The following is a 13,825-nucleotide window of genomic DNA, read 5'->3' on the forward strand; positions in this document are numbered from 1 at the left end:
GCATGGCGCACAAGATTTTGGTTGTCGATGACGACAATGCTCTTCGCGAAATGGTTGGCATCGTTCTCGAGTCTGAGGGCTTTGACGTTAGCTACCACGATGCTGGCTCGGGTGCCCTAGACAAGTTCAACGAGATTGCTCCTGATCTAGTTCTCTTGGATGTAATGCTTCCGGGCAAAGACGGCATTGCCGTTTGTGGCGAGATTCGCTCAGTGTCTGGCACCCCAATCATCATGCTGACCGCCAAGACCGAAAGCGAAGATGTTGTTCGCGGCCTCGAAGCTGGTGCCGATGACTATGTGGTCAAGCCATTTGAACCAAACGTTTTGACTGCTCGCATCAAGGCGCGCCTGCGCCCGCTTGCAAGTGAGAGTACCGACGAGGGTTCAGTGACCATCGGACCATTGACTCTCGACACTGTCGGTCACGAGGTTCGCCGCGGTTCAGAAAAGCTTTCGCTAACTCCGCTTGAGTTCAACCTGTTGCTAACCCTTGCACTAAAGCCGCGTCAGGTATTCACTCGCGAAATGTTGCTCGAAATGGTTTGGGGTTACCAGTACAAAGCTGACACCCGTTTGGTGAATGTGCACGTTCAGCGTTTGCGTTCAAAGGTTGAAATCGACCCAGACAACCCACAGATCGTGACCACCGTTCGCGGAATCGGTTATAAGGCTGGCACGAACTAATTGACTATTCGGGGTGCCATCAATTGGGCGCTCGGTTTGTTCCGTCGCTTTCTTCAGGTTCGCGCGGTTTTCTCGACCGTAGTGTTCAGTGGCATTGCCTTGCTCATTATCGGCGGCTTTCTTTCTTACTCAATCGGTAATGGGCTCTATGAAACTCGTTTGAAGCAGGTTCTAAATGAATCAGCCACCGGTGTTGTAGAGGTTCAAAACACCTTCTCGGCCACCACGGTTGCCGAAGAAGTCGAACTTCAAACCATGTTGAACTCGGTGGTGCCGAAACTTGAATCAACCGATACCAACGACACTCGCCAGGTAGCAATTCTTCGAACCCCGGGTCAAATCAACGACCTAGTGTTGCAGAGCCCAATTTCGACCGACCTTGACGTCAACCTGATCAGCGATGACTTCAAAGATGAAGTTCGTTCTTCTCAGGGCCGACTGACCTATCAGTCGATTCCGGTTTCGACCATCGATGGTGCTACTCATCCCGGTGTTGTGGTTGGCGCGCAAATTCAGATACCTCGAGCTGGGGCTTATGAGCTCTATCTAATCTTTGACCTGCAAAGCGAACAAGACACCCTTGATTTTGTTCAGAGAACCTTGGTTTTCGCGGGTGTCTTCTTGCTCTTCATGATTGGTTTGATTACCTATTTCGTTACCAATTGGCTGGTCAAGCCAGTGCAGATTGCCGCTCAGGTGTCTGAAGAGATTTCTGAGGGAAACCTCGAGCGTCGCCTGCCTGAGCGCGGTGAAGACGTTATTGCCGTGCTTGGGCACTCGTTCAACAAGATGACCGACAGCCTGCAGATGCAGATCACCAAGCTAGCCAGCGTTTCAAAAATGCAACAGCGATTTGTCTCAGATGTCTCGCACGAATTGCGCACACCTCTGACCACAATCAAGTTGGCCGGTGAGGTAATTTTTGCCAGTCGCGAGAAGCTCGAGCCCGCCGCCAAACGTTCTGCCGAGTTGATGCATGACCAGATCGATCGCTTTCAGGTTTTGTTGAACGACTTGCTTGAGATCTCTCGGTATGACGCCGGTGCGGTTGAAGCCGATCTTGAAGTTCAAGACCTAAACGGTGTAGTCGGCATGGCAATCGCTGGCATCGAACCACTTGCTGCCAGCAAGGGTTCGGCAATCACAATTGAGATTCCTAGTGGCGAGGTTGACGTTGAAATCGATGGTCGCCGCATCGAACGCCTGCTTAGAAACCTTCTGGCTAATGCGATTGAGCATGGCGAAGGTAAGCAAATTGACGTTGCCGTTGGAATGAATGAAACGGCAGTCGCAGTTAGCGTGACTGACCACGGTATTGGCATGACCCGAACCGAGGTAGACCGAGTGTTTGACCGCTTCTGGCGTGCAGACCCAGCGCGAAAGCGAACCACCGGTGGAACAGGTCTCGGTCTGGCAATCTCGCTAGAAGATACCAATCTTCACAACGGTTGGCTGCAGGTGTGGGCTAAGCCGGGAGAGGGCGCATGCTTTAGATTGACCCTCCCTAGACGCAAGGGCACCGTCTTCACCCAATCACCATTGCCTCTGCCACCAAAGGGCAAGGGCAAGAAAGCTGCGGTGAAAAATGTTTAAGCACCTGAAGCAATTTTTAGCTGCTGTTCTAGCCGTTTCGTTTTTGACCGGTTGCGCACAGATTCCAACCAACGGATTGATCAAAACTGGCCAAGACCTTCAGCCTGCTCTCGAGAGCGACTTTTTGTATTACTCGCCGACTGGGCCGGTTGAAGATGCCACCAAGTATGAAATTCTTGCCGGTTTCTTGAATGCCGGCACTGGCCCGCAGAACGATTATTCGACAGCGCGCGAGTTCTTGAGCGAAGACCTTCGTGCTAACTGGAAGCCGAGTCAGCGAACTCTGATTCAAGCCGGAAGTCGTTTGCTAACGGTTAACTCAGACAACAGTGCCAGCGCCAGCATTTCGGTTTCAGCTCAAATTGGTGACCAGGGCGAGTTTGAGTCGCTGCCGGCTAATTCAACTGAATACTTGAACTTCAAATTCATCAAAGAAGATGGGCAATGGCGCATCTCATCTGCCCCGAACCTAACGGTGGTTATCGAGCCGGTGTTCGAGGTTATCTTCAGAAGTTACTCGGTGTATTTCTACGACAACGAATTTGAATACCTGGTTCCAGATGTTCGCTGGTTTCCTTCGAGAGCATCGACCACAACACGACTTGTTGATGCTCTGCTAAACGGTCCAAGCACCTGGCTGGCGCCAGCGGTCACCTCTGCCATTCCAGCTGGCACCGAATTGGCTGTGAACGCTGTGACGGTGAACCAAGGTCTTGCCTCGGTTGATCTAAGTGCTGCTGCACTAAAGGCCACCGTAGGCAAGCGCCCATACATGGAGGCCCAGATTCGTGAGACCCTGTTGCCCCTGTCTAGCGTCTACAACGTTCAGGTTTTGATTGAGCAGACGCCTCAGGACATCCAGGACATTAATTCTTTGGTACCAGCGATTCGCTCAACCAGCCCAGTGGTTTTGGTTGACGGCAACCTCAAGCACGTCGACTTGAGTGCGAGCACGGATGTAATCGGTGCCAAACCGATTCTGCAGCAGCTAGACAGCACCGAGTTTGCCCTCACCGATGACGAAAAGTATCTGCTGCTTAGAACCTCAGACGGAATTTATAGCCGCAGATTCGGAATTCTTGGAGCCAAGACCGATCGCCTAGTTGCCGGAACCGACTTCTTGGCCCCAGCCATTGACCGTCAGAATTTTGCCTGGGCAATGCCAAGTGCAGCCAATAGCCCGGTTTTCGTTTTTGACTCGCTCGGCAAGCAGGTGCAATTTGCATCTGGTTGGCTGCACGGCCTAGAGCGTTCGCAATTCTCAATCAGCCCCGAGGGTAGTCGCGCAGCTGTTATTGCTGGCACCGGTGCAAACCGACGCCTCTATGTGATGTCGATTATCCGTGACCAATTCGGCAAGCCAATTAGTTTTGGTCTACCGGTAAAGCCTTATGGCGAAATCTCAAGTGTCACCTCGGTCAGCTGGGTGGGGCTAACTTCGCTAGCGATTCTTGACCAGGGCATTGGCGAATACACCACGCCGAAGATTCTGACCATTGGTGGTTTGTCACGCGCTTTGCCGCAGGTGTTGCACGCCAAGGCCATCATCGGTTCTAACCCGGTAAGTTCGCTTTTCATTCAAACCGATGAAAACGAGTTCTTCCAGTACCGCTCGGCGTTCTGGTCAAAGGTCAGCTCAAATGTTCTGGCCATGCATTTTCCGGGCATGTAGCTTCTCCACAGATTAGCCGCCAAGGCTTCACTGCAGAGAACTCTCAGCAGTCTTGAACTGTGAATCTCTTGGATGAATTTCTCGACATGTTTTTGCCAACCCGCTGCGCGCTTTGCGATCGCTCTGGAAGCCCGGTTTGCGAGGCATGCCTATCGAGTTATTCGAGTGAGCCTCTTGTGGTGCAACGCTCGTGCCTGACAGGTTTTGCGCTCGCAGACTATTCAGCCGTGGTGGCCAACATGATTGAGCAGTTCAAAGAACACGGGCAGACCAGCATTTTTCGCTCCTTCAGCGCTTTGATGAGCCAAGTGTTTCTCTTTGGTTTGAAAGCGGCGAATCTGGGGCCGCTAGAGCGCCTGGTGCTGGTTCCGGTTCCAAGCAGACGGGAAGCCTCACTCAAGCGAGGTTTTCAGCCAGCTCGCGAAATTGCTGCACCCATGGTGGCTGAATTGCGAAGGTCTGGAACCTCGGTCGGCCTAGTCAACGCATTGCGTTATCAACGCGAGGTTTTAGATCAATCTGGGCTAAATATTGCCGAGCGATCGGCAAACCTTGCCGGAGCGATGCAAAGCCGCTTTAGCCTCGCAGGCTTGGCCGTCGTGCTGATAGATGATGTTTGCACCACCGGCGCAACCCTGCTTGAGGCTGCTCGGGCGTGTGAAGCGGCAGGGGCATCCGTGAAATTTTTCTGCACATTTGCTGAGACAAAACGAAAATTGGCAACATGAAATTGATTTTGGGTATAACTTTTGTTTCACGGGCAATGTCGCCCGACGATGGAGGTCATCATGGAAATTAACATCTCGGCAAGAAACCTAAGCGTCTCAGACCGATTCCGCGAATATATTGCAGACCGCACCCACAAAGTTGAGCAGTTGTCTCACAAGGCTCAATCTTTTGACATCAAGGTGACGCGTCACGATCACAGCCGAACCTCCGGCCCCGAAGATCAGGTAGAGCTAACAGTTTTTGAACCCGGCCACGTGGTTCGCGCTGAGGCTCACGCAGGAGATAAATTCGCTGCCTTTGACATCGCATTCGGAAAACTAACCGAGAGACTTCGTCGTGCAGCCGACCGTCGCAAAGTTCACCACGGTCACCACGGATCAATCGGCACCAGCGAGCTTTCGGCACACGACTTTGCCGAACTCGACATTCGACCAGTTGACGCCGACGTGCTACTTGGTCAAGCGAAGGTTGCTGACCAGGCTGAAGCTGAGGTAGACCTGGGTGAAAGCCCAGTGGTTATTCGCCGCAAAGAATTCGCGGGAACCCCAATGACTGTCGATGACGCTTTGTATCACATGGAGCTGATTGGTCACGATTTCTACTTGTTCCTAGACTCAGAAACTTCAAAGCCGAGCGTGGTTTACCGTCGCAAAGGCTGGAATTACGGCGTTATTACCCTTTCCTAACGTTTACTGAGAATTAGCCATACTGCAGGGCCCAACCGGTCTCCGGTTGGGCCCTCGGGCTAAGATTGACGAAGTAATAACAAACGGTATGGAGCATAATTTTGGCATCAATCATCGAAAAACTTCTTCGCGCTGGAGAGGGCCGCATCCTTGCCCGTTTGCGTAATTATGCTGACGCCGTAAACGCCCTAGAAGAAGACTTCAGTCACCTCAGTGACGAAGAGCTTCGTGGCGAAACTGAAGTTTTGCGCGAGCGTTATGCAGCGGGCGAAAGCCTCGACGATCTTTTGCCTGAGGCATTCGCTGCCGTTCGTGAGGCATCAAAGCGCACCCTGGGTTTGCGTCACTTTGACGTACAGCTAATGGGTGGCGCTGCTCTGCACCTTGGCAACATTGCCGAGATGCGAACCGGTGAAGGTAAGACTCTGGTTGCAACCCTGCCGGCATACCTAAACGCCATCGCGGGCCGCGGTGTACACGTGGTTACCGTGAACGACTTCTTGGCCTCGTACCAGAGTGACCTAATGGGCCGCGTGTTCCGAGCTCTTGGAATGACCACCGGTTGCATCATTTCTGGCCAGGAGCCAGCTGAGCGTCGCGAGCAGTACCTTGCTGACATCACCTATGGAACCAACAATGAATTTGGTTTCGACTACCTTCGCGACAACATGGCTTGGCAGCAGTCTGACATGGTTCAGCGCGGCCACTTCTTTGCAGTTGTCGATGAGGTTGACTCGATTCTGATCGATGAGGCCCGTACCCCGCTGATTATTTCTGGCCCGGCCTCAGGCGAGGCAAACCGTTGGTTTGGCGAGTTCTCAAAGATTGCTGAAAAACTGCAGCCAGTTATTGACTACGAAGTTGATGAAAAGAAGCGCACCGTCGGAATTCTTGAGCCAGGAATTGAGAAGGTTGAGGACTACCTCGGTATCTCAAACCTTTATGAGTCGGTTAACACTCCATTGATCTCATTCTTGAATAACTCGATCAAGGCCAAAGCCTTGTTCAAGCGCGACAAAGACTATGTGGTTATGAATGGCGAAGTTCTGATCGTTGACGAGCACACTGGCCGCATCCTTGCTGGTCGTCGCTACAACGAGGGTATTCACCAGGCTATTGAGGCCAAAGAAGGCGTTGAGGTCAAGGCTGAAAACCAGACTTTGGCTACCGTGACCCTGCAGAACTACTTCCGTCTTTACAAGAAGCTATCGGGCATGACCGGTACCGCCGAGACCGAAGCTGCTGAGTTTATGAGCACCTACAAGCTGGGTGTTGTGCCAATTCCGACCAACCGCTCAATGGTTCGAATCGACCAGCCTGACTTGATCTATAAGAACGAAGAGGTCAAGTTCAATCAGGTGGTAATCGACATCACCGAACGCCACAAGGCTGGCCAGCCGGTTTTGGTTGGTACCACCAGCGTTGAGAAGAGTGAATACCTTTCGAAGCTTTTGGCTAAGGCCGGAGTTCGTCACGAAGTATTGAATGCCAAAAACCACGCCCGTGAGGCTGCTATCGTGGCCCAGGCTGGTCGCCTTGGCGCTGTAACCGTGGCTACCAACATGGCTGGCCGAGGCACTGACATCATGCTTGGTGGAAACGCCGAATTCATGACCGTTGAGGCTTTGAACAAGCGCGGTCTTCACGCCGACGAAACCCCAGAAGAGTACGAAGCGGCTTGGGCTACCGAATTTGCCAAGATCAAAGAAGAAGTTAGCGTCGAGGCCGAAAAGGTTCTTGAAGTTGGCGGTCTTTATGTTCTGGGCACCGAGCGCCACGAGTCACGTCGAATCGACAACCAGCTTCGTGGCCGCGCCGGTCGCCAGGGTGACCGCGGTGAGTCACGTTTCTACCTTTCGCTGACTGACGACCTAATGCGTCTGTTCAACTCAGGTGCTGCCAGCGCCCTGATGAACCGCTCTGGTGTGCCTGACGACATGGCTATCGAATCAAAAGTGGTTAGCCGTGCAATTGCCAGTGCACAATCACAGGTTGAGGGTCGCAATGCTGAGGTTCGCAAGAACGTTCTAAAGTATGACGATGTTTTGAACCGTCAGCGCGAGGCTATCTACAGCGACCGACGCCACATTCTTGAAGGTGACGACATCGGCGAACGAGTTGAATCGTTCATGTCTGACGCAATCACCGCAATTGTTGAAGGTCACATTTCTGACCACGCAGGTCAAGACTGGGATCTAGAAGCTCTTTGGGCAGAACTAAAGACCATTTATCCAATCGGCCTAGAGATTCAAGAAGTTTTGGCAGAGGCGGGTAACCGTTCACGCTTGACTTCAGCTTGGTTGACCAAAGAAATCATCAGCGACCTTCGAATCGCCTACGCTGCTCGAACCGCGACCATTGGTGAAGGTGCAATGCGTGAGCTGGAGCGTCGAGTGGTGCTTTCAGTTGTTGACCGCCGTTGGCGCGACCACCTTTATGAAATGGACTACCTAAAAGAGGGAATTGGCCTTCGCGCCATGGCCCAGCGCGACCCGTTGGTTGAATACCAGCGCGAGGGCTACGGCATGTTCCAGCAGATGATGGGTGCAATCAAAGAAGAAATCACCGGTTTCTTGTTCAACCTAGAGGTTGAGGTGAAGCAGACTCCACGCCCAAGCGCAGAGCAGCTAACCTACATCGCACCGAACGAAGACGGCGCACCAGAGGAGCATTCAGCAAATGAAAACGCTGCCCCAACCAACTCAAAACCTGAGACTGGTGGCCAGGGCAGCGCGTTCTTTCGTAAGTAGAAATTAAAGGATCGATAAAGCGGTGGCTCGCCAGCGCTGGTTGATTCCTTCAAGTCGAATGCTGACTGCGCGAGAGCGTTTTTGGCCGTTTAGAACTACAACCGACTCGATTACTCCGTCGCGCGGTGAGGTGCTCATCATCTTTTGTACTGCAAACATTTGATGATGTGCCTTTTGCCCTTTTGCGTCTCTGCTTTGCTGGGCTTCGATGGCACGCTTAGAAAGCCGCTGATAGACATCGTCTGACAGCAACCGCGCCAGTTGATCTACCTGCCTCATACCTGAAATAACCTCGACAACCCCCGTAGCCAAGATTTGAAGACTTTGCTCTGGATTCGGCAGGTCTGCTGTGCCCGTGTATTGGGCACCAAAAAACTCTGCTGACTCAATCAGATTGCGCACATTGCGCTTTTTGCGTTCCGGGTCGCCCCGGTTTGGAATCTCTCTTGCCATGGACTTTCCCCTTCGTCCTTTTGAACCCACAACTCCTGTAGGAATTCTGACGCTATTGCTCGATGGCATCCGTGCGCAATGGTTTGAGGTATCTTGTGGATAACTTTTCGAAAGTGTTCATTTTTGAACCAAAATCGCCGAATGAACCTTGATGCAGTTTTCGAAGATCTTGAAGCCAAATATGCCGCGCAGTTGAGTGCTCAACCACCAGCAGCTAGCGACAGCCAGCAGTGTCAAAAGAACGCTGCGACGGTTGATGCCGAGGTTCGGGTAGTAGAAGTTTTGACAGCAAGGGGTATCCGTGAAGAATTAATCGCACCTCTGCTGGGCAAAGATTTCATCGCTGGAATGGACCTGTTTCGACCGGTCTGGGTGGTCTATAAAACAGCCAGCCTAGCGAGCGTGGAATTCAAGGTCGGCGATCAGCCCGAGTTGCCGAAGATTCGGTTTAGTAATCGCCCTCTCGATGCCATGCTCGATCTTTTGCCAAAGTTTGGGCCGATAAGTTGGCGGTTGGCCTTGGTGCGAGATGCTGCCTTGCATGCTGGGCAATTCATAAAACACTCGGATGAACTTCTATTTGTGCAGACCGAAACAACAGAGTTGGCGCTACCGATTGAGGGCCTTGAAGTGCTGAGAGTTGAGTCTGTGGATAATTTCGGTGGCGATTTTGCAAATGGTCTGAACTAAAGCCATGAGAAAAAACAATGTGGCCCTGCGTGCCGGAGGCAGAAAATTCAGGCTATTTTTGGCTGCCGGGCTAATGATGCTCTCAGCTGCAGCCCTGCTCTGGTTTACCTTGCAGTCTGAACGGGTGACAACGACGGTCATGGTAGCGGCAGTAGATTTGCCAGCCGGGGCTCAGATCGAATCGGGGCAACTGAAAAGTGTGCAGATGAACCTCGGTGTTAGTCAGGGCGAATACCTGGCACCCAATGACCTTCCAGATGGCGCATACGTTTTGGTGCCGGTTGGTGAAGGTCAATTAATTGCCAAGAGCAATGTTGCTGGCACGGCAATCGACGCGAGGGTGCCGGTGGTTTTCACGCCCTCAATGGCTCTTCCCAAGGGTCTTGGCCCCGGTGATTCGGTTGATGTCTGGGTGGCCGAAAAGAATGTCGACCGAACCTTTGGCGCGCCTTACGCTTTGATTCTCGCTGCTGAGGTTTCAAACGTGACCGAACCCACTGGAGTGATGGCTAATGGTGTGGCTCAGGTAGAACTGAGTGTTCCGGCTGATGCGGTTTCGCCCGTGCTTGCGGCGATAGCGAATGAGTCTGCGCTCTCTATTATTTTGCGACCGACACTTGCCGATGGCTAGCGCCAAACTTATTGGCATCTGGTCTGCGGGCGGTTCAGCCGGAAAGTCATCTATCGCTCTTGGACTGGCCGCCGAGTTAGCCGCGGCCAAACAACGGGTGCTGCTGATAGACGCTGATATCTATTCGCCGAGCCTGGCGCTAATGCTTGGATTAGTCGATCACTCCGCAGGTTTGGCGGCCGCATGCCGGATAGCTTCACAAGACCGATTCAACCAATTTGAACTTGAGAGATTCTCGGTTCGAGTGCCCGTGGGTAGCCAAGAATTCAGCCTGATGACCGGCATCTCTTCTTCCAGTCGCTGGCCTGAGGTTTCGGCTGAGCGCTTTGAGAATTTGCTTGAGAGTATTCGTGAAGAATTTGATTTCATCATTTGCGATCTGGCTTCGAACCTCGAGGTCGGCCTGAGGCAACAGGGGAGTGGGCAGGAGCGAAACGCACTTACCCAATCGGTCTTGAAAACGGTCGACCAAATTATTGGAATCTGTATCGCCGATCAGGTAGGTATTTCGCGCTATCTTCAGCAGCTGCCCGAGCTAACCGACCTTCGACCAAAAGGCGAGGTTTATACACTCGTGAATCGCCTTAGATCATCAGTTCTTGGTGCAAATGCCAAACAGCAAATTTCTGAAACTCTCGCCAGACTGGGCCAAGTTTCACCCGACGGTTTCATCCCAGATGATTCAACGGCTTTTGACTTGGCACTTAAAAATGCTCGGCCGATATCGCTAGCCAAACGAGGTTCGGCAGCCAAGCAGGCAATTGAGTTGTTTGCGAGAACTCAGTTGCTGGGCCAACGATCAAACTTAGACAAACGCCTGACTAAACTCGGTTAGGTGTCTACGCTTAGCGAATTAGTAAAGGCCCATCAGGGGCAAAGCAGCCATGCTGAAATCGAGTGGCTGCAGTTGCTCATGGCTGACTGGCAGCTTGTTGCTGACCTAGTTTTTGCTGACCTGGTGCTTTGGATTCCTGACTCAAAAGGTGGCTTTATTGCCGCCGGTCACGCACGACCATCGAGCGATGCCACAATTTTTTATCGAGACATCACTGGCTCGCAAATTCGAAAAGACTGGGCCCAACAGGTCAAGTCAGCTTTCGAAGATGGCCGAGTTGTCGAAGACAGAACTACCTCAACCGAAGATGGTTTGACCACCCGTCTCACGGCGATTCCGGTTCGCAGAAAACTTTCGACCAAGTCTGAAGAGGTATCAAAGTCGCCTATCGCGGTGGTGACCAGGCACACCAACCTCAGTGAGGTTAAGGTTCCTAACCGCTTGCAGTTGAATTACTTGGCCTGTGGTTATGAATTGTTGACCATGATGTCTGAAGGAAACTATCCCGATTTCAGCAATCCAACCGGCCCTCGCCGCGGTGCACCTCGTGCGAACGATGGCCTTTTGCGTCTTGACGTTGACGGTTTGGTCACTTTTGCAAGCCCAAACGGTCTTTCGGCATTCAACCGACTTGGAATCAAAGGCGAGCTCGAAGGTCAATCGCTGGCCACCGCCTCGACTCCAGTTCTAAAAAATCGCAACGTTGACGAATCGCTTCCGTTGGTTCTAACCGGGCGCGCTCCTTGGCGCACCGACATGGAATCGCGCAACGTCACATTGACCGTGCGCGCAATTCCGCTTCGCAAAGGTGCCGAACGAACCGGTGCAATTGTGCTTTGTCGCGATGTAACTGAGTTGCGTCGCCAAGAGCGCGAATTGATTACCAAGGATGCTACCATCCGTGAAATTCACCACCGAGTGAAGAACAATCTGCAGACCGTAGCGAGTTTGCTGCGAATTCAAGCTCGACGAAGCAAGAGCCAAGAGGCTAAAGAGTCACTGCAGCAGGCGATGAGACGCGTTTCTGCAATTGCACTGGTGCACGACACTCTTTCAGAAGGCCTCAACCAAGACGTGAATTTCGACGAGGTTTTCGACCGCATTTTGATGCTGGCCACCGAGGTTGCTTCGAGCATGAACACCTCGGTGCGAACCATACTCGACGGAAAGTTCGGCCAGCTAAAGAGTGAGCTAGCGACACCGCTTGCTGTGGCCCTCACCGAGGTGATTACCAACGCGGTTGAGCACGGCTTGGCCGACAGAAGTGGTGTGGTTGCCGTCAACGCCGAACGTAACGCCAAACAACTGATCATCACCGTCTCTGACAACGGCAAGGGTCTCGAAGGCGGCCAGGTTGGCGCTGGATTGGGCACACAGATTATCCGAACGCTAATTGAGGGTGAACTTCGGGGAACAATTTTCTGGTCTTCACCAAGTGATGGTGGCGCTCGAGTAGTGATTTCGCTGCCGCTTTAGTTTTTGACCCAAAGAAAAACCCGCCCTGCAATTTGCAAGGCGGGTTTTTGAATTCTCTAGGCTTTAGCCGGCGCGACGAGCACGAGCATATTTGCGCTTTAGTGACTTGCGCTCATCTTCGCTAAGGCCGCCCCAAACACCAGTGTCTTGGTTTTCTTTGATTGCATATTCGAGGCACTGGGTGGCTACGCCACACTCACGGCAAACAGACTTAGCCTGTTCAATTTGGTCTACTGCAGGGCCGGTGTTGCCAACCGGAAAGAAAAGTTCTGGGTCTTCGGTAAGGCAACGAGATTCGTTTAGCCACTGCATATTCATACGTGCGGTATTCCTTTTTTTAGTAAACCTTTTGGCACTCTTGCCAGACGAAGATTAAAGCGTTTTCGCTTTGGTGATTTACGCTAGAGAAGCGTTTTCACTCGAACTTTTCCTTTGAAAATAGTTTCACACCGACCGCCGTTTGGCAATACCCAATATTGAGGAAACATGACTAAATCAGCAGAAAAGCGCCCAACCGGCCTCTGGCTTGTCATCCTTGTGGTGTTTGCCGAAGGTTTATTTGTTGCCTACCTTGCCGCAGTGCTTGGTTTAGGAATTCTTGAAGGTCAAAGTCGCAGTTTCAACACCATGATTGCCCTTTTTGCAATGGTTGCCGGGGCAGCCGCTCTGGTGATTTTCGTGGCCATCTCGCTTTGGCGCTCTAAGCGTTGGGCTCGCAGCGCAGCTTTCTTTTGGCAGCTCATTCAACTGGCCGTAGCCACCGGCAGCTTCAGCGGGCAATTTGGCAACCAGGCCATCGGCTGGGGGCTTATCATTCCGTCAGCGACCGTTATCGTGACTCTTTTTAAAAAGGATGTTGTCGCCGCCACCATGAAGAGCGTCGACCCAGAATAAAAGCGTTTGGGTTTAGATGCCCAGCTTTGAACGCAACATGGTTACGTGACCGGTGGCTTTCACGTTGTAAAGCGCGAGGGTGACTTCACCCTTCTCATCAATTGCAAAAGTCGAGCGAAGCACACCCACATATTCGCGGCCGTAGAGCTTCTTGGCGCCGTAGGCACCGAAAGCCTTGTGAACATCAAGCTCTGGGTCGCTTAGCAAGTCAAAGTTCAATTCTTGGTTGTCAGCAAACTTGCGCAATTTTGCCGGTGAGTCAGGCGAAATTCCAAGCACGGTGTAGCCTGCAGCCTTGAACGGGTTCAGGTTGTCGTTGAAATCGCAGGCTTCTTTGGTGCAGCCCGGGGTCGATGCAGCCGGGTAAAAATAGAGCACAACCTTTTGGCCTGCGTAGTCAGAGAGTGAAACTGTTTTGCCATCTTGATTCAAAACACTAAAGTTTGGAGCCTTGTCGCCAGCAACTAATTTTTTCTCATCAGACATAGTCTTCAGTCTATTCGATGTGGTAATGTTGACTCTCGTTGCGCTGAAAAGTTCAACTCGCACCTCTAGCTCAATCGGCAGAGCAACTGACTCTTAATCAGTGGGTTCCGGGTTCAAGTCCCGGGGGGTGCACCACCCAAGATCCCCCTGCAACTGCAGGCGGGGTCTTTTTTATCTCGCAAATTCAGTTTCAGGTTTGCTGTTGTACATTTGAACTAATTCCGCCCGAAAGGGCTTGAGACTG

Annotated in this window: 13 protein-coding genes, 1 tRNA gene and 1 pseudogene; 12 read left to right on the forward strand and 3 right to left on the reverse strand. The window is 52.2% G+C overall.

Annotated features, from left to right (window positions below):
• Positions 1–2 precede the first annotated feature (2 nt).
• The 6 genes and pseudogenes from mtrA to secA all read left to right on the forward strand — a co-directional run.
• Positions 3–686 carry an MtrAB system response regulator MtrA gene (gene mtrA / locus Q0L26_RS04655; RefSeq protein WP_296648062.1) on the forward strand — a complete coding sequence of 228 codons (684 nt, stop codon included), beginning with the start codon at positions 3–5 and terminating at the stop codon, positions 684–686.
• On the forward strand, positions 687–2,279 hold the full coding sequence (gene mtrB / locus Q0L26_RS04660) for an MtrAB system histidine kinase MtrB (RefSeq protein ID WP_296648065.1): 1,593 nt from the start codon (positions 687–689) through the stop codon (positions 2,277–2,279).
• The gene (locus tag Q0L26_RS04665) at positions 2,272–3,951 is read left to right on the forward strand and encodes an LpqB family beta-propeller domain-containing protein (protein WP_296648068.1); all 1,680 of its coding nucleotides are present in this window, start codon (positions 2,272–2,274) and stop codon (positions 3,949–3,951) included. The genes mtrB and Q0L26_RS04665 overlap by 8 nt, the downstream gene beginning before the upstream one ends.
• 68 nt (positions 3,952–4,019) lie before the next feature.
• Positions 4,020–4,679, forward strand: coding sequence for a phosphoribosyltransferase family protein (locus Q0L26_RS04670; RefSeq protein ID WP_296648071.1), 660 nt, complete (start codon positions 4,020–4,022; stop codon positions 4,677–4,679).
• Between the two features lie 60 nt (positions 4,680–4,739).
• A complete protein-coding gene (raiA, locus tag Q0L26_RS04675) occupies positions 4,740–5,366 on the forward strand; it encodes a ribosome-associated translation inhibitor RaiA (RefSeq protein WP_296648074.1) in 627 nt (208 codons plus the stop codon).
• A gap of 101 nt (positions 5,367–5,467) precedes the next feature.
• Positions 5,468–8,023: pseudogene (gene secA / locus Q0L26_RS04680) on the forward strand (preprotein translocase subunit SecA); the annotation flags it as partial.
• 96 nt (positions 8,024–8,119) lie between these two features.
• On the opposite strand, the gene Q0L26_RS04685 reads toward secA, so the two are convergent.
• Complete coding sequence (locus Q0L26_RS04685) at positions 8,120–8,569, reverse strand: Rv3235 family protein (protein ID WP_296648078.1); 450 nt, start codon at positions 8,567–8,569, stop codon at positions 8,120–8,122.
• A gap of 141 nt (positions 8,570–8,710) precedes the next feature.
• Here Q0L26_RS04685 and Q0L26_RS04690 point away from each other — a divergent pair, with 141 nt between their 5' ends.
• The 4 genes from Q0L26_RS04690 to Q0L26_RS04705 are packed head-to-tail and all read left to right on the forward strand — an operon-like array spanning position 8,711 to position 12,201.
• Complete coding sequence (locus Q0L26_RS04690) at positions 8,711–9,259, forward strand: hypothetical protein (protein WP_296648080.1); 549 nt, start codon at positions 8,711–8,713, stop codon at positions 9,257–9,259.
• Positions 9,260–9,263: 4 nt separating this feature from the next.
• Positions 9,264–9,890, forward strand: coding sequence for an SAF domain-containing protein (locus Q0L26_RS04695; protein ID WP_296648083.1), 627 nt, complete (start codon positions 9,264–9,266; stop codon positions 9,888–9,890).
• Positions 9,883–10,725, forward strand: a complete 843-nt coding sequence (locus tag Q0L26_RS04700) for a P-loop NTPase (protein ID WP_296648085.1) — start codon at positions 9,883–9,885, stop codon at positions 10,723–10,725. Before Q0L26_RS04695 ends, Q0L26_RS04700 begins: the two co-directional genes overlap by 8 nt.
• Positions 10,726–12,201, forward strand: coding sequence for a PAS domain-containing sensor histidine kinase (locus Q0L26_RS04705; RefSeq protein WP_296648088.1), 1,476 nt, complete (start codon positions 10,726–10,728; stop codon positions 12,199–12,201).
• A gap of 63 nt (positions 12,202–12,264) precedes the next feature.
• Here Q0L26_RS04705 and Q0L26_RS04710 read toward each other — a convergent pair whose 3' ends face one another.
• Positions 12,265–12,513: a WhiB family transcriptional regulator gene (locus Q0L26_RS04710; RefSeq protein WP_138276026.1), complete on the reverse strand. Its 249-nt coding sequence runs from the start codon at positions 12,511–12,513 to the stop codon at positions 12,265–12,267.
• A gap of 174 nt (positions 12,514–12,687) precedes the next feature.
• Between Q0L26_RS04710 and Q0L26_RS04715 the strand changes: the two genes are divergently transcribed.
• Positions 12,688–13,095, forward strand: coding sequence for a hypothetical protein (locus tag Q0L26_RS04715; protein WP_296648094.1), 408 nt, complete (start codon positions 12,688–12,690; stop codon positions 13,093–13,095).
• A 12-nt stretch (positions 13,096–13,107) separates the two neighbouring features.
• Here Q0L26_RS04715 and bcp read toward each other — a convergent pair whose 3' ends face one another.
• Positions 13,108–13,581: a thioredoxin-dependent thiol peroxidase gene (gene bcp / locus Q0L26_RS04720; RefSeq protein WP_296648097.1), complete on the reverse strand. Its 474-nt coding sequence runs from the start codon at positions 13,579–13,581 to the stop codon at positions 13,108–13,110.
• A 59-nt stretch (positions 13,582–13,640) separates the two neighbouring features.
• Between bcp and Q0L26_RS04725 the strand changes: the two genes are divergently transcribed.
• A tRNA-Lys gene (locus Q0L26_RS04725) sits at positions 13,641–13,716 on the forward strand.
• Positions 13,717–13,825: the final 109 nt, after the last annotated feature.

Source organism: Rhodoluna sp. (genome assembly GCF_024641065.1).
In the GTDB taxonomy this organism is placed as follows: Bacteria; Actinomycetota; Actinomycetes; order Actinomycetales; family Microbacteriaceae; genus Rhodoluna.